Consider the following 24,065-nt stretch of genomic DNA (forward strand, 5'->3'; position numbering starts at 1 on the left):
GCGCTGTCAGGTCCGTGGGAGGAACCACCGCCGCAGGTAGTCCTCCAGCGCCTGCCGGTCGCCGAGCCGTGCCCGCAGCCCGATGTGCCCGTCGGGCCGTACGAGCAGCATCGTGTCCCGGGGCAGCGCGCCGTCCTCGAGCTGCCCGGGCCGCAGGACGCAGACCTCGGCCGGGATCGCGTACCGGCCGATCAGCCGGCTCAGGGGGGCGAACTGCTGGTCGTTGCCGATCGCGTCGCCTGCGCCGACGATCAGCAGCGTCCACCGGTCGTACGCCAGCAGGTCGTGCGTCCCGCCCCGCTTGCCGCCCTCGCCGACCGGGAGGTCGGGCAGCCGGTCGCCGGCGCGCAGGGAGCCCCGGCCGCCCTTGTCGGTGGACAGCTCACTGGCGCGGTGGTGCCGGGGGAGCTCGCTGAGCAGCGCCCGTCCGCGCCGGCTGAACCGCTCGCTGCCCATCAGCACCGGTCCCAGGAGCCGCATGGCGGCCAGCGTGAGCGGGGACGGCGGCAGCTCCAGCAGATTGCGCCGCATCTGCCGCATGATCTCCTGGGCGGTGTGCCGCTGTTCGGCGGAGTAGGTGTCGAGGAGCGCGTCGACGGCCCAGCCGTGGTGGACGGCCGCCAGCTTCCAGGCGAGGTTGTGCGCGCCCCGGAAGCCGGTGTTGAGCCCGCGGCCGCCCACCGGCGCCCACATGTGGGCGCTGTCGCCGGCGAGCAGGGCCGGGCCCTGGCGCAGGGAGGCGGCGATGCGGTCGTGGAAGCGGGCCCGGTTCAGCCATCGCGGGTCGGTGGGCACCAGGCGGGTGTCCGGGTCGTGCGCGGCCCGGGCCACCAGGTCGCGCATCTCGGCGGCGTCCGGGGGGTCCACGCGCGCGGGGTCGGGGTCCTGGCAGAAGCTGAAGAAGCGGTAGCCGCCGCCGGGGCGGGGCGAGGCGATGAGGCACACGCGGCGCTCGATGAAGAAGTAGGTGACGTCCGGGGCGACGGGGTACTTCCACTCGGGCACGGCGTTGATCTGCAGGGCCTGCAGGTCGGCGCGGCGCTCACCCTCGAAGGCGATGCCCAGCGTCTTGCGGACGAGGCTGTGCGCGCCCTCGCAGCCCACGACCCAGCGGCAGCCGATCGTGCGCGAGCGGCCGTCGGGGCCGCGTACGTCCACCTCGGCGCCGCCGGCGCCCGGCCGGACGGCCACCGCCTCGGTCTCCCAGCACACCTCGGTGCCCAGTTCGGCCAGTCGCTCGGCCAGCAGGCTCTCCATGGCGGTCTGTTCGATGCCCAGCGGCCGGGGGAAGGGCGTGTGCTCCATGGCGTTCTCGTGGCCGCCGATACGGCGCCCCTGGACGTACATCTCGGCCCGGCGCAGGGGCAGTCCGCTGTCCGTGAACCGGTCGGCGCAGCCGAGGTCGCGCAGGATCTCCAGCGCCCGCTGCCAGATGACGCTGGCCCGCACTTCCCGCTGGGTGCCGGGTTTCCTGTCGACGACGGTCACGGCCAGCCCGTGCTGCCGCAGCGCGACGGCGAGGGCGAGGCCGGTGGGTCCGCCGCCGATGATCAGGACATCCGGGCCGGTGTCGTCGCTCATGTCGTCCCCCCGTTTCCGCTTCATCCCCCTTTATGGTCCGGGATGAAGCGGTGGGGGTTCAATAGGGGCCTATTCTCCGATATTAGCTATCTAGTACGAACCACCGGCGCATGTACGCCTCCAGCTCCTCGAGGCGGTCGGTGCTGAGCGCGATGTGACGGTCGGGGCGTACGAGCACCAGCGCCGCCGAGGGCAGCCGCCGCTCCATTCCGGGGTCCAGCCGCGGCCGGACGACCGCCACGGGCGTGGCATGACGTTCCGTCACGGCCCGCAGCCGGTCCTCGTCCAGCGGCGCCCCGGGGGCGGCCAGCAGCGTCCAGCGCCCGTACGACAGCAGCTCGTGCAGCCGGCGCCGGCGGCCCGCCACCATCACCGGCGGATCGGCCAGCCGGTCCCCCGCGCCACCCTCGGACAGGGCGCTCTCGCGGTGGTGCATGGCCAGGTCGCTGAGCATCGTGCGGATCCGCTCGGCGAACCGCTCACTGCCCATCAGGCGCGGCCCCGCCAGCCGCATTCCCCGGAGCGTCAGGGCGGTCGGCGGGAGCTCCAGCACGTTGTGCCGCATCTCCCGCATCACCTTGTGGGCGGTGAGCCGCTGTTCGGTGTCGTAGGTGTCGAGCAGCTCCTGCGGCGCCCGGCCGCGCAGCACCGCCGCGAGCTTCCAGGCGAGGTTGTGCGCGCCGCGCAGGCCGGTGTTGAGCCCGTGCCCGCCGATGGGCGCCCACAGATGGGCGCTGTCCCCGGCCAGCAGCGCGCGGCCGGAGCGCAACGAGGCGGCGACGCGGTCCTGGAAGCGGGCCCGGTTGGCCCACGGCGGATCCGTGGGCACCAGCCGCACGCCCGGGTCGTGCGCGGCCCGGGCGACCAGCTCCCGCATCTCCTCCAGCCCGGGCGGCCCGTCGAGGGCCGGGTCCGGGTCGGTGGTGAAGCAGAAGAAGCGGTACCCGCCGCCGGGCCGGGGGGAGACCCCGAGCGAGGCCCCGCGCTCCAGGAAGAAGTAGCTGCGGTCGCGGTGGTACGGATGCTTCCAGTCGGCCTCGGCGTTGAGCTGCACGCACTGCAGGTCGGGCCGCCGCTCGCCCTCGAACGCGATGCCGAGCTGTTTGCGCACCACGCTGTGCGCCCCCTCGCACCCCACGGCCCAGGCGCAGCGGACGGTGGAGACCCGCCCGTCCGGGTGTCGGAGATCGACCTCGGCCCTCTCGTCCCGGGTCCTGACCGCCAGCGCCTCGGTGGACCAGCGCACCTCGCCGCCCACGGCCGCCAGCCGCTCCCCCAGCAACCGCTCGACGGCGTCCTGCTCGATGGACAACGGATACGGGAAGGCCGTGCCCCCGCACCCCACCCCCATGCCGCCGACCCGTCGCCCCTCGGCGAACACCTCCACCCGCCGCAGCGACACCCCTCCCCCACCATCTCCTCGGCGCACCCCAGGTCCCCAGCACCTCCAGGGCCCGCTGCCACACCACCCCCCGCGCGCGCCTCCCGCTTCCCCCGCGTCTCCTTCTCCACGACGGTCACGTCCACCCCGTACTGCCGCAGCCCGATCGCGAGCGCGAGCCCCGTCGGGCCCGCGCCTATGACCACGACGTCCCGGAAGTCCCTCATGGCTGTCTCCCCCCGCCGAGCGGCCCATGCCTTTCCTTCCACCTTGCCCTGGAACGCGGCGGACGGATACGCGAACGACAGAACCCCGGCCGGGGCCGGGGTTCTGTCGTAGCCATGCGCCTCAGGGGCGACGCGGGGCCTTTCAGTCCTGCGCCTCCGCCGAGACCGGCTTCGGGATCAGGAAGGACGTCGCCAGGGCGGCGGCCATGATGGCCACGCCCGCGATCATGCCGGCGGTGTAGCCGGTGGACGAGGCGGGGTCGGCGGGCTGGGTGGCCGTCTTGACCGCGTAGAGGAGGGCGAAGCTCAGGCCCGCGCCGAGGTTGAAGGCGCCGGCGTTGAGGCCGGGCAGGAAGCCCGGGTTCTCCTTGGGGGACAGCACGATGCCCAGGCCGTTGAGGACGATGTTCGCCACGCCCGCGTAGGTGATGCCGACCAGCAGCGAGGCCACCAGGAGCAGGGCCCGCGAGTGGGCGGGGATGGTGAGGATCATCAGGACGACGGACGCCGCGGAGCCCACGAGCCCCAGCCGCAGCACGCGGCCGTAGCCGAAGGTGGCGGCGAGGCGGCCGGCGACCGGCCCCATGGCCAGGCCGGCCAGGGCGTACGGGGTGAGGGTCCACCACGCCGAGGCCTCAGCGGACAGACCCAGACCCGCCTGGACGTCCTGGGCCAGGGAGGGGATGAGGCCGTTCATGACGGCGAAGACGCCGGTCATGGTGAGCACGGTGGTCAGCAGGGTGGCCCAGGTCGCGCGCTGCTTGAGGTGGCGGGTGGCGACCAGCGGGTGGGCGCTGCGGTTCTCGGTGCGCCAGAACAGGGCGAAGGCGGCGACGGAGACGGCCGTCAGCGCGACGACCATCGACCAGCGGGCGGCGCCCAGCTTGCCGGCCTCGTTCAGGGCGATGAGCAGCGAGCCGACGGAGACCACGAGCAGGGCCACGCCGGGCCAGTCCATGCGGTCGGCGGCAGCGACCTTGGTCTCGGGCGTCAGGGTGGCGACCAGCAGGGTGGCGACGACGGCCACGACGGCCATCGCCCAGAAGACGGCCTGGAAGCCGTGGTTGTCCGCGAGGAAGCCGCCCGCGAGGGAGTCCACGCCGGCGACGCCGCCGTTGACGGCCGTGATCACTCCGAGCAGGGTGCCGTAGCGCTTGGGCTCGGTCACCTCGACCCGCAGCATGATCAGGCACAGCGGCACGGTGGGACCGGACGCGCCCTGCAGGATCCGGCCGGCGAACAGCATGGGCACGCTCTCCGCGAGCGCGGCGACGACGCAGCCGACGGCCATCAGGGTCAGCATGCCGACCAGCACCTTGCGGCGGCCGATGACGTCGCCGAGCCGGGGCAGGAACAGCGAGAACAGCGCCGCCGAGGTGAAGAAGGCGGTCTGGGTGAGCCCGATCTCGGCCGAGCTGGCGCCCAGGCTGTCCTCGATGCTCTTCAGCGCGGGGCTGAGCATGCTGGCGTTGAGCTGGAAGGCCACGCAGGCCGTGAGCAGTGCGGCGACGAGCACGCCCACCCGGACGGGTCGGCTGCCCGTCACATCGGCGGCGGGCAGGTCACCGGTGGCGCGCCCGGCGCGCTCGGTGGTGGAAACGTTCATGCTTGGTGGATCTCCGCTTGGTTCTGCACACACAGAAAAACCCCAGCTCAGCTGGGGTTTTTCGTTGTGTCCGAGGGGGGACTTGAACCCCCACGCCCGATAAAGGGCACTAGCACCTCAAGCTAGCGCGTCTGCCATTCCGCCACCCGGACCAGGTGTGTGTCTCTGCGGGGTGTTCCCCGCGGCGACATGGATAACTCTACCAAGGTTTCGGAGTGCCCTTCACCAGGCTTTTCGTCCGGGACGTAGGACCCGTTCACGGACAGACCCGAGCATTCCGCCCGGTCCCGGCGCGCGCCGGGCGCCGGGACCGGGCGGAGCGGCACCGGGTCAGGGCATCAGATGGTGGTCCGGGAAGTTGCCCGGCACCCGCTCGCCGGTCGCCGGGCCCTCGGTCACCGCCCTGACCAGCAGCTCGCCGCCGACGAAGGCGCCGCGCCAGGACGCGCCGAAGCCGCCGAAGAGCTCCTGCCGGTCGCCGCGCGAGCGCGGCACGCCGTGTCCGGTCTTGAAGGCGCGGATCTGCGGGGCCAGCCGCTCGTAGGCCGCCGGGTCGTCGCAGGAGAGGGTCGCCACGAGGGCGCCGTTGCTGGCGTTCATGGCGGCCAGCAGTTCGGCCTCGGTGTCCACGAGCACGATCGTGTCGACGGGCCCGAAGGGCTCGGCGTGGTGCAGGGGCGAGGAGGGAGGAGGGTTGAGGAGGGCCACGGGCGCCATGTACGCGCCGGTGTCCTGCCCCGGCAGGAAGCGGCCGGGGTCGAGTGCGCCCTGGTGCAGGGGGATCGCCCCGCGGTCGACGGCCTCGGCCACCTGGTCGGTCAGCTCCTCGGCCTTCGCCGCGTTGATCAGGGGCCCGAAGTCGAGCTCGGGCAGCGGTCCGGCCGGGTCCGCCACCGCCAGCGGATGGCCCAGGGTGACGGAGCGCACGGCGGGCAGGTAGTGCTCGAGGAAGTCGGCGAAGGCCGTGCGCTGGACGACGAAGCGCGGGTAGGCCGTGCAGCGCTGCTTCGCGTAGTCGAAGGTCTTGCGCAGCTGCGGGGCCAGCGCGTCCCAGTCGGTGAAGTTCCAGATTCCCCAGGTGTTGAGGCCCTCCTGCTCGAGGATGTGCCGCTTGCCGAGGTCGGCGACGGCCGTGGCGACCCGGGCACCGGTGTCCCGGCCACCCACGAAGGACACGCACCCGATCTCCGGGGCGCGCACGAGAGCCTCCGACAGCTCGCCGCCGCTGCCGCTCAGCAGCGTCACCGGCAGGCCCTCGCGGGCGGCGAGGGCGCTCGCCAGAGTCAGGCAGGCCAGGCCGCCGTCCGTGGGGGTCTTGGCGATGACCGCGTTGCCGGCCAGCGCCTGCACCAGCATCGCGTGGACGAGGACGCTCATGGGGTAGTTCCAGCTGGCGATGTTGCTGACCGGGCCGGCCAGCGGAACACGGTCCGCCAGCATGTCGTCGATCCCGGCCGCGTACCACCGCACGCCGTCGATCGCGCGGTCCACGTCCGCCCGGGCCAGCCGCCAGGGCTTGCCGATCTCCCAGACCAGCAGCAGGGCCAGCAGGTCGCGGTGTTCGGCGAGCGCGTCGAGGGCGGCGTTCACGCGGGCGGTGCGGTCGGCGAGGGGCACCTCGCGCCAGGCGCGGTGCTGGTCGAGGGAGGCGCGTACGGCCCGGTGGGCGGCGGCCGCGTCGAGGCGGGGCGGCCCGGCTATGGGGTCGCGTCGGCGGGGGTGGTGGCGGGGAGCGGGTCGCCGTCGGCGTGCCAGGCGCCGTTCCAGAGGTTGAGGACGCGTTCGTCGCGGAAGGCCTCGGGGGCGACGGCCAGGCAGCGCCGCCAGGCGGTCGCCCAGTCCGTGCCGGGCTTGAGGGTGAGGGTGGGTGCCATGGGTCTTATCTCCGCTCTCGGTGCACGGTCGGGGCGGGGAATTGACGCTTCCTACCGAACGGTAGCCACCGGCGGCGGGCCGGGAAGGGCACCCGCCGCCGATGAGGCCCACGTCACGTGAGAGCGTTCATGGCGAGACTGCCCACCACACTCGACTTGGTCGACTTCACTCCGGGACTGATCGCCATGGGACGGGTCACCCAGCGCCGCCGCGTCATCCGCATCCGCGACGGGGCCGTCGGCACCCGGCCGGACACCCTCGTCGCCGAGGAGCCGCTGGAGATCCGGCTCAACGGCAAGCCCCTCGCCATCACCATGCGCACCCCCGGCGACGACTTCGCGCTCGCCGCGGGCTTCCTGGTCAGCGAGGGCGTGCTGGGCGCCGCCGAGGACCTCGCGAACATCGTCTACTGCGCGGGCGCCACCGACGACGGCTCGAACACCTACAACGTCGTCGACGTCCGCCTCGCACCCGGCGTGCCCGTCCCCGACGTGGGCCTGGAGCGCAACGTCTACACCACCTCCTCCTGCGGCCTGTGCGGCAAGGCGAGCCTGGAGGCGGTACGCACCACCGCCCGCTGGCCCGTCGCCGACGGGCCGTCGCCCCTGCGGCTCGAGCCCGCCCTGCTCGCGGAGCTCCCCGGCCGGCTGCGCGAGGCGCAGCGCGTCTTCGACCGCACCGGCGGCCTGCACGGCGCCGCGCTCTTCACCGCCGACGGCGAACTCCTCGACGTCATGGAGGACGTGGGCCGGCACAACGCGGTCGACAAGCTCGTCGGACGGGCGCTGCGGGAGGGGCTGCTGCCGCTGTCCGGCACGATCCTGCTGGTGTCGGGGCGCGCCTCCTTCGAACTCGCCCAGAAGGCGGCCATGGCCGGGATTCCCGTGCTCGCGGCGGTGTCGGCGCCCTCGTCGCTGGCCGTCGACCTGGCCGTCGAGACGGGGATGACGCTGATCGGATTCCTGCGGGGCGCGTCGATGAACGTCTACGCGGGCGAGGAGCGCGTCGTCCTGGACTGAGGGCTGCCGTGAGCCCCCTGACCCACGCGCTCAGCCCGGGCGGCCGAAGCCCCGCCAGCGGCCGCTGAGCCGGCCGAGGACCCCGAACCGGTCCCACTCGTGGAACATCTCCGCCCACTGCCCGCCGATCTGACGGAGGCAGTGCCGGATCTCCTCGAGGTCCTCGGCGGACATCCGGCGCACCTCGGGGCGCAGGACCGTGGACAGCAGGTCGGCGCGGATGCCGTCCCACAGCTCGCTCTCGCCGGCCGCGGTGTGCCAGGCGACGAAGCACACGGCGGCGTACGTGGGCGTGCGGAGCAGCTCGGCCACGGCCTCGCCGTGGGCCTCCTCGGCGTAGGCGCGCAGGAGGTGCTCGTCCCCGGTGTGGACGAGGTCGGGCAGCTCGCCGGGGTCGGGCGGCGGGTCCATGGACAGCAGGTGGCGGGCGACGGCGTCGGTCAGCCGCTCGTCGACGCCGGCCTCGAGCGCGGCGGCCTGCCGGCGCAGGGCGACGACCCGCGCGATACAGCCGGGCCGGGCCTCGCCCGTCGCGAGGTCGCCGGCCTGCTCCAGGAGCGTCAGCGCGGCCCGCTGTCTGGGGGGCGGCTCCAGCCCTCCGGCGATCAGGCACGTGAGCAGGTTCTTCGCCAGCCGGGGCGCCACCGGGTCCTCGCGGGCGCTGTCGAGGGCGGCGCGTACGAACGCCTCGGGGAGGCCGTCCGCGTGGTACCAGCCGTCGGGGAGCGCGTCGAGCAGCGCGTCGGCCTCGGCGGCGGTGAGCGGTGCGTCGCCCCAGATGAGCCGGAAGGCCGTGCGCAGCACGGACGGCGTCTCCTGCTGGTCGGGGCCGGCGGTCTTGACGAGGGTGTGCAGCAGGGGCGGGCGGTCGTAGCCGTCGGGGCGGGGCGGCCGTCCATGGCGGCGGCCATCCGCAGGTGGGGGCGGCCGGTGAGGTCGGCGCCGGGGAGTTCGGCGGCCAGCAGGCGGGTGATGGGCCGGGGGTCGCCGGTGGCGGCGGTGTGGTCGAGCCCGTCGAGGACGGCGGTGCGCAGCTCGTGGTGGGCGTCGATGGCCGCCCGTACGACCTTGCGGTCCGGCGCCGTGTCGTCCAGGAGGACGGCCGTCAGGCGCGCGGTCAGCACGGGCAGGACGGGGGTGTGGTCGACGCGGAGCGCCTTGGCGAGGCGGAGGAGGGTGAGGAAGCGCACGAGGGGTGTGTCGGGCGCCTCGGCCGCGCGGGCGAGCTCGGCGCGCAGGTCGCGCCGGAGGGGGGCGGCGGCCGTCCGGGAGGCCAGGCGGGAGAACTCCTCGGCGAGCGAGGCGAGCACCGTCCACTCCTCGGGCGTACGGTCCGTGCCGCCCGCGGCGAGGGTGGTCAGCAGCCGGGACCGCAGCTCCGGGCCGAGGTCGCCGCGCTGGGCCTGGTCGCGGGTCCACCGGGCGGCGGCCGTGCGGCCGTTCGAGTCGAGGGCGATGCCCTCGCGGGCGGCCAGCGCCGCGAGGCGGTCGGCCTCGTCGGCGGTCTCCGGGCCCACTCCGGTGCGCCGCGCGGCCTCGGCGAACAGCGCGGGGTGGCCGGCCAGCCAGACGCGGGCGGCCACGGCGGCCCACAGGTCGCGCTCGGCGCGGGCGGGGCTGCAGGGGCCGCCGGTGCAGTCGTGGACGCGGTAGCGGTGCTGGGCGGCGGCGGAGACGTAGTCGAAGTCGGCGTCGGGGAAGGCGCCGACGATCTGGTGCCGGGCGAGCATGGGGCGGCGGGTGTAGGTGGTGAAGGTGAGCCGGTCGGCGAGGTCGCGGGGAAGGACGGCGCTGGCGATGGCGACCCAGTGGGCGATGTGGGCGCTGTCGCGCTCGATCACGAGGATCTGCTGGGCGTCGGGGGTGCGGAAGAGGGTCCGTACGTCCGTGAGGAACGACTCGAGGCGTTCCGCGCGGGCGTGGACGAACGCGAACAGCCCCGCCTTGTCGATCCGCCGGGCGGGCACGAGCCCGTCCAGGGGCTGCGGGATACCGCCGTTCGGGGTGCGGTCCGCCCAGGAGGGGGACTCCCAGGCCTCGATGGGCAGCAGGCCGCCGGGCAGCCCGCCGCCCTCGGGCAGCCGCACGGCGTGGGCGTGGAAGTTGCCGTGCCGGCCGACGCGGCCGGGGCCGGTGCGCACGGTGCGGCACAGGAGCCGGCTGCCGTCGGAGAGCCGGTTGTGACTGAACGCCACGGGGAAGACGGCGAGTTCCTCGGCGGAGGGGCAGCCGGGGGCGTCGCTCGGCGGCTCGTAGGCGATCAGCTGCTCGGCTTCCCCCAGCAGGGTGATGGGCAGTTCGGGGCTGGCCGCGGTGAAACGGAATCCCGAGCCGTTGGGGCCCGGGGCGACGGCGGTGGAGGTGTAGTGCAGCTGCTGCAGGATCACCCGGGCACTCCTCTCGCCTCTCGCCGTCTTCCTTACATCGAGTGACATCCCACCAGATCCGATGGGCCGCTGCCGGGGATTTGGCGGGAAGTTCAGTCGTCGCGCCTCGGCGACGGACGCGTCGCGCGGGCCGCCGACGTTGGGATTCCCAGTAAACCGGCGGCCCGGTGGTCGTGCGACCCGTGTGGGCCATCGGGCGCACGGTCCTTGTGGGAGAAGGGCCCTCCCCGTACTTTGACCCACCGGACACGTGGGGCCCAGGCGGCCTTGACGCGAAAGGGGCGGGCCATGACGGCGCATCCTGCTGACGGTGACCGACGCCCCGCACCCGCCGCGCCGCCCGGCCGGCGCAGGCGCCGGGCCGGACGTGTCGTCGGACTGGCCGGCGCCCTGCTCGCCCTTCTCGCCGTCCCGGTGCGAGCCGGAGCGGTCACCGGGCCGGACGGGGGATTCGAGGAGCGCGTCCTGTTCCGGGCCGACGAGGACCCGGACATCGGCTACGCCTGCTACCGCATCCCGGCCCTCGTCACCACCACCCGCGGCACCCTCCTCGCCTTCGCCGAAGGCAGGCGGGACAACTGCGGGGACGCCACCGACATCGACCTCGTCGTCAGGCGCTCCACCGACGGCGGCCGCACCTGGTCCCGGCCGCGCGTCACCGACCCCGGCGACGGCGACACCCACGGCAACCCCGCCCCCGTCGTGGACCGCCGCACGGGCCGGATCGTGCTCCTCACCACCTACAACGACGGCCGCGGCGACGACGGCAACTGCGACGTGCCCTGCGACCGCACCCCGCACACGCAGTACAGCGACGACGACGGCGTCAGCTGGTCGCGCCCGCGCGATGTGACGGCGGCGATCCGGCCGCCCGGCTGGAACTCCTGGTACGCCACCGGCCCCGGCCACGGCATCCAGCTCGCCCACGGACCGCACCGGGGCCGCCTGGTCGTGGGCCTCAACGCCGAGAGCCACGACGGCGGCCGTATGACCGCCAATCACGCCGCGCTGGCCCTCAGCGACGACGGCGGCGCCCACTGGCGGCTCGGCGCGGTGGACACCCACCCCTACCTGCCCGACGGCACCTACCGCCAGAAGCCCTCGGAGCTGACGCTCGCCGAGCGCGACGACGGGTCGGTGTACGTCAACGGGCGCGAGCAGGACGGCACGGACCTCGGCCACCGCGACGAGGCCCTCGCCCTCGACGGCGGGGCGCGCTTCGCCGCGCCGTTCCGGGCCCTGCCCGGCCTGTACGCCCCCATGGTGCAGGCGGCCGTGGCCGCGCCGCGGCCGGGGCGCTGGCTGTTCTCGGCGCCCGCCGACCCCGACCGCCGCCGGACCATGACCATCCGGTCCTCCTACGACCAGGGGCGCACCTGGGAGAGCGCCGAGCGGGGCCGCCGGGTGACCTCGGACTGGTCCGGCTACTCCGACATGGCGGTCGTCTCACCGGGCACCACCGGGCTGCTCTACGAGGCGGGGAAGAGCGACGCCCGCCAGGAGATCCGGTTCGCGCGGTTCACCGAGGACTGGCTGGGGCCGCGCCGCGGGCCGGACCCCACGACGCCCGACCTGGCGCCCGGCGGCCGGGGGGCCGTGCTCGGCGGGGCGCCCCGGTGCGGGGGCGGTTCGGCCCGGGGCTGGGCTTCGACGGCGTGGACGACGCGGTGCGCCTGCCCTACCGGGGCTCGCTGCCGCTGGGGGCGCGGGACCTCACGGCGGTGCTGTGGTTCCGCTGCCGGCCCGCGGCCGGCCGGGTGAGCAGCCGCTGCTGTGGATGGGCGGGGTGGGCGGCGCCCCTCAGGTGGCGCTGGTCGGGGAGCCGGGGGCGGGGCGGGTGACCGGCCGGCTGACCGCGCGGCCAGGGGGCCCGGAGCCGTCCCGGACGGCGACGGTCCGGTCGGTGGGCGCGTACGACGACGGCCGGTGGCATCAGCTGGCGTTGCGTCGTACGGGCGGGCTGCTGACGCTGACCGTCGACGGCGTCTCCACGAGCGTGCCCGACGTGCCGGGCACGGTGAGCCGGAATTCGACGTTCGGGGTGCATCTGGGGCAGAAGCCGGACGGCAGGGCGTTCCTGACGGGCGATCTGGACGAGGTGCGGGTGTACGCGAGGGCGCTGACGGACCGCGAGCTGACCGCGCTGCGGGAGTCGAACGCGCCGCCGTCGGGGCGCGGGGCGGTGCTGCTGCTGCCGCTGGACCGGCTGTCCGCCGGGTGAGGGACCGGGCGGATCCGGCCCGGCCCGGCGCGGCCGCCGGACGAGCGCGGCGGAAGCAGGTTCGGTGCGGGACGGGATCGGGTACGGTCACGGCGCTGTGCGGAGCGTCGCGAGGAGCGAGAGTTGCGCGAGTTCACCGTCCCTTCCCTGGTGCCGACGCCCCCCGTCGGAGGACTGGCGGACGTCGTGTTCGACCATGCGGAAGAGGACCCCGACAGAGTGGCGCTCGGCCGCAGGACCGGCGGCGGGCAGTGGCAGGACGTGACCGCGGCGGCCTTCCGGGACGAGGTGCTGGCCCTGGCGAAGGGGCTGCTCGCGGAGGGCGTACGGTTCGGCGACCGGGTCGCCATCATGTCCCGTACGCGCTACGAGTGGACCCTTTTCGACTTCGCCCTGTGGTGCGTCGGCGCCCAGCCCGTGCCGCTGCACCCGGCCTCCTCCCCCGAGCAGGTCTTCCTGATGCTGCACGAGGCGGACGTCACCGCCTGCGTCGTCGAGCACGAGGACCACGCGATGACCATCGGCTCGGTCATCGACCGGCTGCCCCGCCTGGCCCGCCTGTGGCAGCTGGACGCCGGCGCGCTCGCCGACCTGATGGCGGCCGGGACGCCCGTGGACGACGACATCGTGCACCGCCATCGCCTCGCCCTCACCCCCGAGTCGCCGGCGACCGTCATCTACACCTCGGGCACCACGGGCCGCCCCCGGGGCTGCGTCCTCACCCACGCCAACTTCATGGCCGAGGCCGACAACGTCGTCCGCCGCTACGAGCAGGTCTTCCGCTCCCGCCCCGGCGAGCAGGCGGCCACGCTCCTCTTCCTCCCCCTCGCCCATGTCTTCGGCCGCATGGTGCAGGTCGCCGCGGTGCGCGGCCGGGTCAAGCTGGGCCATCAGTCCCAGCCGTCCGCACCGGCCCTGCGGGCCGACCTCGGCGCCTTCCGGCCGACGTTCGTGCTCGCCGTCCCCCGCGTCTTCGAGGCCGTCTTCGAGGCGGCCCGGCGCGCGGCGGAGCTGGAGGGCAAGGGGAAGCCGTTCGAGAAGGCGGTGGACGTGGCGGTGCGCTACGCCGGGGCGATGGAGGAGCGGGCCTTCGGCACGGGCGCGGGCCCCGGCACCGCCCTGCGGGTCCAGCACCAGGTCTTCGACCGGCTCGTCTACGCCAGGCTCCGGGAGATGCTCGGCGGGCGGGTGCGGTACGCGATGTCGGGCGGCTCGGCGATGGAGCGCCGGCTGGGGCTGTTCTTCGCGGGCGCGGGCGTCACCGTCTTCGAGGGCTACGGGCTGACGGAGACCAGCGGCGCCGCCGTCGCCAACCCTCCCGAGCGCACCCGCTTCGGCACGGTGGGCCTGCCCGTGCCGGGCACGACCGTGCGGGTCGCCGACGACGGCGAGGTCTGGCTGCGCGGCGGCCAGGTCTTCGCCGGCTATCTGGGCGACCGGCGGGGCACCGACGCCGTGCTGCGGGACGGCTGGCTGGCCACCGGCGACCTGGGGCGGCTGGACGAGGACGGCTATCTGACGATCACCGGCCGGAAGGGGGAGACGCTGGTGACCTCGGGCGGCGCGAGCGTCTCGCCGGCGGTCCTGGAGGAGCGGGTTCGGGCGCATCCCCTGGTCGAGAGGTGTCTGGTCGTCGGGGACGCCCGCCCGTACGTGGCCGCGCTCGTCACCCTCGACCCCGGGGCGCTGGCGCACTGGCTGGCGATGCGCGGCAGGCCTCGGACGGCCGCACCCGAACTGGTGAACGATCCGGACTTGGAGGCCGAGATCGGGCGGGCCGTGCTGGAGGCGAACGCCCTCGTGCCGCAGGACGGCTCGATACGCGCCTTCCGCATCCTGGCCGGGCACTTCACCGAGGAGCTGGGACTGCTGACGGCCACCCACAAGCTCCGGCGGAAGGCCATCGAGAAGGCCTACGCACGGGAGGTCGAGGCGCTCTACGGCAAGTAGATGGATGTACTGGGAATGCACAGTGGGGGATCCGGGTTGTTCCCGGGAGCAAGGTCACCTCGAGGAAGTAAGGATCGATCACTCGTGAGCAACCTCCCGTCCATCACGCTCAACAACGGCGTCGTGATGCCGCAGCTCGGTTTCGGCGTGTGGCAGGTACCCGACGACGAGGCGACGGCCACGGTCGCGACCGCTCTCGAAGCGGGCTACCGCAGCATCGACACGGCCGCCATCTACGAGAACGAGGTGGGTACGGGCAAGGCGCTGGCCTCCTCGGGCATCGCGCGGGAAGAGCTGTTCGTCACCACGAAGATGTGGAACAGCGCCACCGAGACCTGGACCCGCGAGGGCGTCCTGCGCGAGTTCGACGCCTCGCTGGACCGTCTGGGCCTGGACTACGTGGACCTCTACCTCATCCACTGGCCCCGGGCCATGCGCGATGACTACGTCACCGTCTACCGCACCCTCGTCGAGATCGCGGCCGAGGGCCGCGCCAAGGCCATCGGCGTCTCCAACTTCAAGCGCCCGCAGCTCGAGCGCGTGATCGCCGACACCTCCGTCGTCCCGGCGGTCAACCAGATCGAGCTCCACCCGAACTTCCCGCAGGCCGAGCTGCGTGCCTTCCACGCCGAGCAGGGCATCGCCACCGAGGCGTGGTCCCCGCTCGGCCAGGGCCGCGGCCTGCTCGAGGACGCCACGCTCGCCCGCGTCGCGGCCAAGCACGGCAAGTCCCCCGCCCAGGTCGTGCTGCGCTGGCACCTGCAGCTGGGCAACGTGGCCATCCCCAAGTCGGCGACCCCCTCCCGCATCCGGGAGAACATCGACCTGGCCGGCTTCGAGCTGGACGCCGACGACCTCACGGCGATCGCGGGCCTGGACACCGGCACCCGCGTGGGCCCGGACCCGGACGACTTCGACTGGAACTGACCCGCCCCGCCGGCGGCCACGCCGGCCCGGTGGTGACGAAGGCCCCGGGGCAGCCGCCCCGGGGCCTTCGCCCTCAGTGCGCGCCGTGCCCGGAGGCGACCGCCTCGACGCGGCGGGCCAGTTCCACGTCCAGGCCGGTGATCTTTCCGCCCACGCTGTGGGTGTTCACGGCGAGGCTGACGGTGTTGTAGCCGAGGGTCAGGTCGGAGTGGTGGTTCAACTCCTCCTGGATCTGCGCGACATGGATCACCATGGCCGCCGCCTGGAAGTGCCCGTCGAAGGAGTAGCGGCGGGTGATCCGCTCGCCGTCGGTGCTCCAGCCGGGCAGTTCCCTCAGGCGGTCCTCCACGTCCTGCTGCGAGAGCGGTTCGACTGCCATCACGCACCCCTTCCTCTTGTCACGGCCGGCCGATGACGCCTGTGCACGCAAGCGTCCCATGGGGCGGGGGCGCTTTCGCGCCATTGTGCGGCCGGTGGCGCGGGCGAGTCCACGGCGGCCTTCCGGGGTACGGGGGACGCTCTTATGCTCCTGCGCCGAACATGACATGTTACCGGCGGTAGGGGGCTGTGGTCATGGCGCACGGCACGGGCAGCAGCACACGCAGAGGGTTCATCGGCGGCGCCACGGCCGTCGCGGCGACGGCCGCGCTCGGCACCACGCCGGCCCAGGCGGCACCCCGGCCCGCCCGGCGCCCGGGCGCCCGCTCCGGCGGGCGCGAGGTCGCCGTCCTCGGCGGCGGCGTCGCCGGACTGACCGCCGCGCACGAACTCGCCGAGCGCGGCTTCAAGGTGACGGTGTACGAGCGCAAGTCCGCCCTCGGCGGCAAGGCGCGCAGCATGGACGTACCGGGCAGCGCCAGGGGCGGCCGCAAGCCGCTGCCCGGCGAGCACGGCTTCCGCTTCATCCCCGGCTTCTACCGGAACCTGCCGGACACGCTCCGCCGCATCCCCTTCCCCGGCAACGCCAACGGCTGCCACGACAACCTCGTGCCGTCCACCGAGGTGATGCTGGCCCGCACGGGCGGCCTCGAGGACATCCGCATCCCGTTCGCCGGCATCGGCAAGCCGCCGCCCGTCCTGACCCCGGACGTCTTCCTGCGCATGCTCACGGCCTTCTTCGAGACCTTCGCGAAGCTGCCCGCCCATGAGATCGCCTACTTCGCCGGCAGGCTGCTGGTCTGGTTCACCAGCGGCGAGCGGCGCCGCACGCGGGAGTGGGAACGCGTGCCGTGGTTCGAGTTCACCAAGGCCGCGCGGATGTCGGCGAACTACCGGCAGCTGCTGGCCGTCGGCATCACCCGCAACATCGTCGCCACCAAGGCCGAGGTGGCCAGTACCAAGACCGTCGCCACCTGCATCGAGGCGTTCCTCTTCAACGCGCTGGGCCGGGGCGCCGACGGCGAGCCCGACCGCGTGCTCAACGCCCCCACCAACGAGGCGTGGATCGATCCGTGGGTGACCCATCTGCGTTCCCTGGGCGTGGAGTTCCATCTCGGCCGGTGCGTACGGGATCTGCGGCTCGAGGGCGGCCGGATCACCGGGGCCGTGCTCGAGGACGCCGGCGGCGCCCGGCGGACGGCCGCCGCCGACCACTTCGTCTCGGCCATGCCGGTCGAGCACGCCCGGACGACCTGGAACGCCGGCGTCCGGGCGGCGGACCCCGGCCTCGCGCGCTGCGACCGGCTGGAGACCGACTGGATGACGGGCATCCAGTTCTATCTCACCGAGCCGACGCCCATCCTCCACGGCCACGTCAACCACATCGACTCCCCCTGGTCGATCACCTCCGTGAGCCAGGCGCAGTACTGGTCCGGCCGCGACTTCCGGCGCGACTACGGCGACGGCACGGTCGCGGACTGCCTGTCGGTGGACGTCTCCGAATGGGACCGGCCCGGCATCCTCTACGGCAGGACGGCCAAGCGGTGCACCCGCGAGGAGGTCGCCCGCGAGGTGTGGGCGCAGATGAAGGCGGGCCTCAACGACACCGGCCGTACGGTCCTGAGGGACGCGGTGCTGCACTCGTGGTTCCTGGACCCGGCGGTGGAACTCGGCGGCTCCCACGCCACCAACGACGAGCAGCTCCTCATCCACCCCACCGGCACCTGGTTCAACCGCCCCCAGGCGCGCACCGCCATCCCCAACCTCTTCCTCGCCGGGGACTACGTGGCCGTGGACATCGACCTGGCCACCATGGAGGGCGCCAACGCCTCCGCCCGCGCGGCGGTCAACGCGCTGCTGGACGCCACCGGCTCCTCGGCCGGGCGCTGCGCGATCACTCCCCTCTACCGCGCCCCGGAGTTCGAACCGCTGCGGCGCCAGGACGACCTCCGCCACCGCCTGGGCCTGCGCAACGCCTTCGACCTGGGATAGCCCGCCCGAGCGCGAGAAGGCCTTTCTTGACCGATCGTTCCAGATAGGACTAGGGTCCTGTTCGTGGCCAGGACCAAGGAATTCGACCCGGACGCCGCGCTGCAGGCAGCCCTCGAGCTGTTCTGGCGGCGCGGCTACGAGGCGACGTCGATGGCGGATCTCGTGGCGCACCTCGGGATCGCGCGGGCGAGCCTGTACGCCACGTTCGGCAGCAAGCACGAGCTCTACCTCAAGGCGCTGGAGCGCTACGGCGAGCAGCAGGGGCCGGTCGTCACCGAGGAGCTCTCGGCGCCGGGGCCGGCGCTGCCCGCCGTGCGGGCGCTGGTGCGGCGCTTCACGGACGAGGCGTCCCGCGACGCGCTGCGGCGCGGGTGCTTCGTCACCAACACGGCCGTGGAGCTCGCCGCGCACGACGCGGACTCCGCACGCCGGGTCGAGGCGGCCTGGGGCACCCTGGAGGGCGCGCTGACCTCGGCGCTGACCAGGGCCAGGGCCCAGGGTGAGCTCGCCGCCGACCGCGACGTGGTCGCACTCGCCCGCATGCTGCTGGTCTTCCTGCAGGGCCTACGGGTGATCGGCAAGACCGGCCCGGACGCGGACCTGATGCGGGACGCGGCCGAGCAGGCACTGACCCTGCTGGACTGACCGTCCGGCGGCCCGGCGGCCCGGGCTTCGTCGTACCCGAATTCAAGACCGATCGTTCTCTTACTCTCCCCGCTCCCCGCTCGCGCGGTGCGGCACACCCGAGGAGTCATCGACATGAGCGCACGTTTCACCGGCAGGACCGTCCTCGTCACCGGCGGCGGCACCGGCATCGGGCAGGCCATCGCCCTCGCCTTCGCCCGTGAAGGCGCCGCCGTGGTGGTCGCCGGCCGCCGGGAGGCGCCGCTGAAGGAGACCGTGGGCCTCATCGAGGCCGAGGGCGGCCGGGCGGCCGCGGTCACCGCCGACGTGACGCGGGCCGGGGAGGTGGCGGCCATGGTCGAGGCGACCGTGGCCCGCTTCGGCGGACTGGACGTGGCCGTCAACAACGTCGGCATGCTCGCCCGGCCGGCGAAGGTCGCCGACATCCCCGAGGAGGACTGGCACGCCACCCTGGCCACCAACCTCACGGGCGTCTGGCTGTCGATGAAGCACGAGATCGCCCACATGCGGGAGAACGGCGGCGGGGCCATCGTGAACATCTCGTCCAACCTCGGCTCGCACAAGCGCCTGGCGAACCTGGGCGCGTACGCGACCAGCAAGGCCGCCGTCTCCGTGCTCACCCGCAGCGCCGCCCTGGACCACATCGGCGAGGGGGTGCGGATCAACGCCGTCAGCCCCGGCCCCGTGGAGACCCCGATGTCCAGCCGCCCCGGGGAGTCGGCGACGGAGAAGTCCGAGCGGATGACCCGCGACGTCCCGCTGGGCCGCGCGGGCACTCCCGCCGAGATCGCCGCAGCCGTCCTCCACCTCGCCTCGGACGAGGCGGGCTACGCCGTCGGCACCGAGCTGGTGCTCGACGGCGGTGTCACGGCCTGACGGTCAGCCCACGAGCTCCGGCTCGTCCGCGCTCTCGCGCCCGGTCGCCTGCCGCTCCTGCTCCTGCTGCTCCTGCTGCTTCGCGGGGCGGCGGGCCACCATCCACACGTAGACGATGATCCCTGCGAAGAGGAAGAGCACGCCCTGGTAGACCGCCGCGTAACCGGCGCCCGCCACCAGCCAGAAGGAGAAGGCGAACCCGCCGAGGGCGAGCACCAGGTCACGGGTCATCCGGCCCGCGTGGATCTTCTCGCGTTGCCCGCTCAGCAGGAAGTACACCTGCGCGGCGGTGGCCAGCAGGTAGGGCACGGTGGCGGAGAAGGTGGTGATCAGGACGAGGATCTCGAAGACCCCGCCGACACCCGCCGTGTAGTTGATGATCGTCAGCGCCGAGGCCAGCACCGCGGCGGCGATGACGCCGGCCGTCGGCACGCCGCGCCGCTTCTTGCCGAAGACGGCGGGGAACAGCCCGTCCTGGGCCGCCGCGTAGGGCATCTGCGCGCTCATCAGGGTCCAGCCGTTGAGCGCTCCGGTAATGGAGATCACGGCGGCAAGGGCGATCAGGGTGCCGCCCCAGTGACCGCCGAACATCGCGTCGACGGCGTCGGAGAACGGCGCGGTGGAGTCCACCAGCTTGTCGTGCGCGACGGTGCCGAAGACGGCGAGCGTGCCCAGCAGGTAGACCACGGCCGCGCCGATCGTGCCGACGACGCTGGCGATCCCGACGTTGCGCTCGGGGTCGCGGACCTCGCCCGCGCTGATCGCGGCCGACTCCACGCCGACGTAGCTGTAGAGCAGGATCGCGGCGGAGGCGGTCAGGCCGCCCGTCCAGTCGCCGCCGCCGACGGTGAAGGGGCCGAGGTTGGCCGGGTCGAAGAAGAAGAGGCCGACGACCGCCACGAACAGCATCGGCAGGAACTTCAGCACCGTGGAGACCAGCTGCACGACGCCCACCCAGCGGGTGCCGGCGAGGTTCGCCAGCGCGGGCAGCCACAGCAGGGCCAGGGCCAGGACCAGGTCCAGCTCCTTGGACCCGGAGCCGGTCAGCACATGGAGGTAGCCGACGCCGGCGACCGCGAGGGCGGCGTTGCTCACCCAGGTCATCGTCCAGTACGACCATGCCGACAGGAACCCGGCGAAGTCACCGAAGGCCTCCCGTGCATAGACATACGGACCACCGGTGCGCGGGAAGCGCCCGGCGAGCCGGCCGAAGACGAGAGCGAGGGCGATCGCGCCGACCGTCAGCACGACGAAGGCGAGCAGGCTCACCGTGCCGTACGGGGCGACCGAGGCGGGCAGCATGAAGATGCCGCCGCCGATGATGTTCCCCATGACCAGGGTGATGGCGGTGGGGAGGCCGAAACGGCGTGAGGGTGTGCCGTCGGTGTCGTGCATGGGGTGGTTGCACCTCTCGTGCTGGGCAGGTCGCCGATTCTCGGGCGACGGCGCACACCTCTGCAAGAGCACAGGTATGTGCGACAGCACATATTGACCGGCGCCCTCCGCGCCGCCAAATTAGATTTTTTTGTCCCGCGCAGCCCGCCCACCGACCGCAAAAGGTTGCGCGATCACGGCTCGGGGCCGCGATTCGTCCACTGGGCCCTCATCAAGCGGAATCAGGGGGACCGGAGGCTGCGCGGCCGGATTTGCGGACGCCGACACGCGGCGGACGGCCGGGGGGACGGCGCGCGGGCGCTGTCAGAGGGTGGGGTCGAGGTCGGAGTCATAGGTGCCCGAGCCCCGGCAGTGGTTGCACTGCGCGGCTCGGTGGACGGTCTCCGCCGGGCCCGTGAAGGGGTCCGTGCCGGGGCTGTAGGCCAGCGCCCGCGTCACATATCCGGCGCCGTGGCACCACTGGCAGGTCCTGCCGTGCGGTTCCGGCTCGGGCGGGTACTTGTCATCACTCACCGGGTCGCTCACCGGCTCCCAGCGTAGACCTCGGCGACGCCCGCGCGGCCTCCACGGCCGATGTCACCCGATCGGGGGATGACGAGCCTGCGCCCGGCCCCTTCCACGGGTTCGGAGCGCTCGGCGGAGAACTCGATCCCCGGGAATTCCCCGTGCGTTCCGCCCGCCGGCCGCGGCGGGCGGGGAGTTTATCGCGACGGGCGGCGCCGCGCACACTCTGCCATCATGAGAGAAGGCCCGCACGAAAGGGGCCCGAATATGACGGCAGCCCTCGGCCCGGCCATGAGGAGCCGGCCCTTTCATCGCATAGGTCTCGCCGCCGAGCACCTTTCCCCGGAGAATCCCGACGGCTCGGAGGTCAGGGTCGCGCTGGCCCCCGCCGCCGTGTCGGCGCTGGTCCGGCACGGGTGCGCGGTCGCCGTCGAGCGGGGCGCGGGGGAGGCGATGGGGCTGTCCGACGCCCTGTACACGGCGGCCGGCGCCACCGTCGAAACGCGCGACGCCCTTTATCGCGACAAGGACCTGGTCATCAAGCTCAAAGGCCCGGCCCATCACGACCTCGCCCGTATGGACCCGGGTTCCACTCTGTTCTGCATGGCGCATCCGCTGTCCATACCGGAAAGGGTGGAGGTGGCGAACGCGTGCGGGGTGAATATCGTCGCGATGGAGCTGATCCGGGAATGCCCGGAGGTTCTCACGGATTCCTATGTCCGCAGCCGCCTGGCCATGCGCGACCTCCTCGCGGCCGTGCGCGGGCACGCCGCCGGGGACCTCTCCGTCGCCCTGATCGGGTTCTCCGACGACGCCTTCGGAGGCCTCCAGTACGCCGCGCGCCGCCGGCCCCGGTCCCTGCGCGTGCTGCGGTCCCGGCCCGCCGCGCCCGCCACGGTCACGGTGGGCTTCGGCGAGCTGGAGGAGGCCGCCGCCCGGATCGCCGCCGCGCGCGTGGCCGCGTACCGCGACCGGCGGCCGCCGCGCCCCTACGGCCGGCGGCGCATCCACTGCCTGCACGAGACCGGCCGCGCCGGCGCCCGCTTCGGGATCGACCTGGCGCTCCGGAACGGGCACGGGCCACAGGCGCCCGACGACCTCAGGGTCTGCCTCCTCGGCTACGGCAACGTCGCCTTCGGCGCCCTCGACGAGTGCGTCCGGCACGGCGTGCGGGAGATCGACGTCCTCACCAAGCGGGCCACGCGCCGCCCCCACCTGCTCCGGTACCTGCGCTCCAGCGACCTCGTGATCAACGGTGCCGAGCAGCCGCCCGCCGTCCGCGGCACCCGCTATCTCGTCACCGACGACGACCTGCGGTCCGTCCTGCGGCCCGGCACGGTCGTCGTCGACCTCGTCGGGGGCTGCGCCACCAACCGGACGGCTGTCGAGCCCATCGTCGAGTCCACCCATCCCTCCCGGCCCTGCGTCGTCCGGCACGGCGTGTACCTGGCCTCCGTCTGGGGCTGGCCGCTGCTGGGGTTCGCCAGGGAGTCGGCGGAGCGCTACAGCCGCCAGATCACCGACGTACTGCTGGCCGACGAGCGGCTGATCGACGGCCTGGCGGGCGCCACCGCGGGCATCCTGCGGGCGCTGGTGGCGGGGCCGGCGCTGGGCCTGCGGCCCTCTTCCCAGCCCATGGCACTCAGTGCCACACTCTGAGGATGATCAAGCGATCGACCAGTGCCACGGAGCACGCCTGGGCGGCGCTCGGTGGAGATCCGGCCCTCGCGGCCGCCGTCGGCCACCACGGCCCTCCGGCCGTCCTCGCGGCCCGGCTCCCGGTGCGGGAGGCGGCCCGGTCGGCCGTGGCCGTCGCCTCGCTCGCCGCGGCCGAGCTGGTCGCCGCGCGCCGTGGCGGCGGCCCGGTCCCGGCCGTACGCGTCGACGACGGCGCCGTGGCGACGGCGTTCGTCAGCGAGCGCCACCTGCGGGTCGAGGGCCGGGCGGCCACCGCCTTCGCGCCGCTGTCCCGCTTCTGGCACACCGCGACCGGCCCGCTGCGCACCCACGCCAACTACCCCCACCACCGCGCCCGTCTGCTCGCCGCGCTCGGCGTGCCGGACGACGGCGACGAGGCCGCCCTCACCTCCCGGGTGGCCGCCGCGCTCGCCGCCCGCGACGCCCTCGGGGCCGAGGAGGACATCTGCGCGGCGGGCGGCATCGCCGCCGCCGTGCGCACCCCCGCCGAGTGGGCCGCCCATCCCCAGGGCGCCGCCGTCGCCCGGCACCCGCTGCTGACGCTGGAGCGCCTGGCGGACGGGCCCCCGCGCAGGCCGGCCGAGGCGCCCGCCGGGCGGCCCGCCGAGGGACTGCGCGTCCTGGACCTCACCCGCGTCACCGCCGGGCCCGTCGCCACCCGCACCCTCGCCCTGCTCGGCGCGGACGTGCTGCGGATCGACTCCCCCACCCTGCCCGAGCTCCCCGAGGCCCATGACGACACGGGCTTCGGCAAGCGGTCGGCCACCCTCGACCTGGCCCGCGCGGCCGACCGGGCCGTCTTCGAGGAGTTGCTGGCGGCCGCCGACGTCGTGGTGACCGGCTACCGCCCCGGCGCCCTCGACCGTCACGGGCTGTCCCCGCACGCCCTGGCCGAGCGCCGGCCGGGCCTGGTCGTCGGGCAGTTGAGCGCCTGGGGCGCGTACGGCCCGTGGGGCGGTCGGCGCGGGTTCGACAGCGTCGTGCAGGCCGCCTGCGGCATCGCCGTCACCGAGGCCGGGCCGGACGGCCTGCCCGGCGCCCTGCCCGCGCAGGCCCTGGACCACTGCACCGGCTATCTGCTCGCGGCGGCCGTGCTGCGCGCCGTGACCGCTTCGCACACGATGGGCGGCGCCCGCCTGGCGCGGCTCGCCCTCGCGCAGACCGCGGCATGGCTGACCCGGGACGTCGTCCCCGACGAGGACGGCGGGGGCGGCGAGGACGGCGGGGTGGACGCGTACGAGCCGGCCGCGTGGCTGGCCGAGCGGGACGGGCCGCGCGGCCGGGTGCGGTACGCGCTGCCGCCTGTGGCCTTCGACGGCGGGCCGCGCGACTGGGACCGGCCGCCGAAGCCGCTGGGCGCGGACGCCCCGGCATGGAAGCGGTAAGGGTCATTCCCCGTCTCC

General features: G+C 74.0%; 15 protein-coding genes, 1 tRNA gene and 3 pseudogenes. 9 read left to right on the plus strand and 10 right to left on the minus strand.

Annotation, left to right across the window (positions count from 1 at the left end; translation table 11 throughout):
• Positions 1 to 6: 6 nt before the first annotated feature.
• The 6 genes and pseudogenes from J1792_RS27850 to J1792_RS27875 all read right to left on the minus strand — a co-directional run bounded on the left by J1792_RS27850 (position 7) and on the right by J1792_RS27875 (position 6,669).
• Positions 7 to 1,581: an FAD-dependent oxidoreductase gene (locus tag J1792_RS27850; protein WP_179198981.1), complete on the minus strand. Its 1,575-nt coding sequence runs from the start codon at positions 1,579 to 1,581 to the stop codon at positions 7 to 9.
• An 82-nt stretch (positions 1,582 to 1,663) separates the two neighbouring features.
• Positions 1,664 to 2,983, minus strand: coding sequence for an FAD-dependent monooxygenase (locus J1792_RS27855; RefSeq protein ID WP_207248424.1), 1,320 nt, complete (start codon positions 2,981 to 2,983; stop codon positions 1,664 to 1,666).
• A gap of 65 nt (positions 2,984 to 3,048) precedes the next feature.
• A pseudogene (locus J1792_RS27860) lies at positions 3,049 to 3,189 on the minus strand (FAD-dependent oxidoreductase); the annotation flags it as partial.
• 142 nt (positions 3,190 to 3,331) lie between these two features.
• Complete coding sequence (gene uriT, locus J1792_RS27865; RefSeq protein ID WP_086573245.1) at positions 3,332 to 4,795, minus strand: uridine transporter UriT; 1,464 nt, start codon at positions 4,793 to 4,795, stop codon at positions 3,332 to 3,334.
• Between the two features lie 67 nt (positions 4,796 to 4,862).
• Positions 4,863 to 4,947 (minus strand) — tRNA-Leu (locus J1792_RS27870).
• A gap of 178 nt (positions 4,948 to 5,125) precedes the next feature.
• Positions 5,126 to 6,669: pseudogene (locus J1792_RS27875) on the minus strand (aldehyde dehydrogenase family protein).
• A 186-nt stretch (positions 6,670 to 6,855) separates the two neighbouring features.
• Between J1792_RS27875 and fdhD the strand changes: the two are divergent.
• Entirely contained in the window at positions 6,856 to 7,689 is an 834-nt protein-coding gene (gene fdhD, locus J1792_RS27880) for a formate dehydrogenase accessory sulfurtransferase FdhD (protein ID WP_207248490.1), read from the plus strand.
• A gap of 605 nt (positions 7,690 to 8,294) precedes the next feature.
• Here the strand turns inward: fdhD and J1792_RS27885 are convergent.
• Complete coding sequence (locus tag J1792_RS27885; protein ID WP_207248425.1) at positions 8,295 to 10,076, minus strand: GTPase-associated protein 1-related protein; 1,782 nt, start codon at positions 10,074 to 10,076, stop codon at positions 8,295 to 8,297.
• 288 nt (positions 10,077 to 10,364) lie between these two features.
• On the opposite strand from J1792_RS27885, the pseudogene J1792_RS27890 reads away from it, so the two are divergent.
• The 3 genes and pseudogenes from J1792_RS27890 to J1792_RS27900 all read left to right on the plus strand — a co-directional run bounded on the left by J1792_RS27890 (position 10,365) and on the right by J1792_RS27900 (position 15,174).
• A pseudogene (locus J1792_RS27890) lies at positions 10,365 to 12,297 on the plus strand (exo-alpha-sialidase).
• Positions 12,298 to 12,420: 123 nt separating this feature from the next.
• Positions 12,421 to 14,247, plus strand: coding sequence for an AMP-dependent synthetase/ligase (locus J1792_RS27895; RefSeq protein ID WP_086568098.1), 1,827 nt, complete (start codon positions 12,421 to 12,423; stop codon positions 14,245 to 14,247).
• An 84-nt stretch (positions 14,248 to 14,331) separates the two neighbouring features.
• Positions 14,332 to 15,174: an aldo/keto reductase gene (locus J1792_RS27900; protein WP_307843111.1), complete on the plus strand. Its 843-nt coding sequence runs from the start codon at positions 14,332 to 14,334 to the stop codon at positions 15,172 to 15,174.
• A 73-nt stretch (positions 15,175 to 15,247) separates the two neighbouring features.
• Here J1792_RS27900 and J1792_RS27905 read toward each other — a convergent pair whose 3' ends face one another.
• Positions 15,248 to 15,553: a 4a-hydroxytetrahydrobiopterin dehydratase gene (locus J1792_RS27905; RefSeq protein ID WP_086568101.1), complete on the minus strand. Its 306-nt coding sequence runs from the start codon at positions 15,551 to 15,553 to the stop codon at positions 15,248 to 15,250.
• A 194-nt stretch (positions 15,554 to 15,747) separates the two neighbouring features.
• Between J1792_RS27905 and J1792_RS27910 the strand changes: the two genes are divergently transcribed.
• The 3 genes from J1792_RS27910 (at position 15,748) to J1792_RS27920 (ending at position 19,065) form a co-directional block, all read left to right on the plus strand.
• On the plus strand, positions 15,748 to 17,544 hold the full coding sequence (locus J1792_RS27910) for a hydroxysqualene dehydroxylase (RefSeq protein WP_086568115.1): 1,797 nt from the start codon (positions 15,748 to 15,750) through the stop codon (positions 17,542 to 17,544).
• Positions 17,545 to 17,607: 63 nt separating this feature from the next.
• The gene (locus J1792_RS27915) at positions 17,608 to 18,189 is read left to right on the plus strand and encodes a TetR/AcrR family transcriptional regulator (protein WP_086568103.1); all 582 of its coding nucleotides are present in this window, start codon (positions 17,608 to 17,610) and stop codon (positions 18,187 to 18,189) included.
• Between the two features lie 114 nt (positions 18,190 to 18,303).
• Complete coding sequence (locus J1792_RS27920; protein WP_207248426.1) at positions 18,304 to 19,065, plus strand: SDR family NAD(P)-dependent oxidoreductase; 762 nt, start codon at positions 18,304 to 18,306, stop codon at positions 19,063 to 19,065.
• 3 nt (positions 19,066 to 19,068) lie between these two features.
• Here J1792_RS27920 and J1792_RS27925 read toward each other — a convergent pair whose 3' ends face one another.
• Together J1792_RS27925 and J1792_RS27930 are read right to left on the minus strand one after the other, a co-directional pair.
• Positions 19,069 to 20,460 (minus strand): amino acid permease, encoded by a 1,392-nt coding sequence (locus J1792_RS27925; RefSeq protein WP_207248427.1) that lies wholly within the window; start codon positions 20,458 to 20,460, stop codon positions 19,069 to 19,071.
• A 303-nt stretch (positions 20,461 to 20,763) separates the two neighbouring features.
• Positions 20,764 to 20,973 carry a hypothetical protein gene (locus J1792_RS27930; RefSeq protein WP_086568117.1) on the minus strand — a complete coding sequence of 70 codons (210 nt, stop codon included), beginning with the start codon at positions 20,971 to 20,973 and terminating at the stop codon, positions 20,764 to 20,766.
• Positions 20,974 to 21,231: 258 nt separating this feature from the next.
• Here J1792_RS27930 and J1792_RS27935 point away from each other — a divergent pair, with 258 nt between their 5' ends.
• Together J1792_RS27935 and J1792_RS27940 are read left to right on the plus strand one after the other, a co-directional pair.
• Positions 21,232 to 22,623, plus strand: a complete 1,392-nt coding sequence (locus tag J1792_RS27935; protein ID WP_179198828.1) for an alanine dehydrogenase — start codon at positions 21,232 to 21,234, stop codon at positions 22,621 to 22,623.
• 2 nt (positions 22,624 to 22,625) lie between these two features.
• The gene (locus J1792_RS27940; RefSeq protein WP_086568109.1) at positions 22,626 to 24,047 is read left to right on the plus strand and encodes a CoA transferase; all 1,422 of its coding nucleotides are present in this window, start codon (positions 22,626 to 22,628) and stop codon (positions 24,045 to 24,047) included.
• The last annotated feature ends 18 nt before the right edge of the window (positions 24,048 to 24,065 follow it).

The sequence above is a fragment of the Streptomyces triculaminicus genome (assembly GCF_017349075.1).
GTDB classification, from domain to species: Bacteria; Actinomycetota; Actinomycetes; order Streptomycetales; family Streptomycetaceae; genus Streptomyces; species Streptomyces triculaminicus.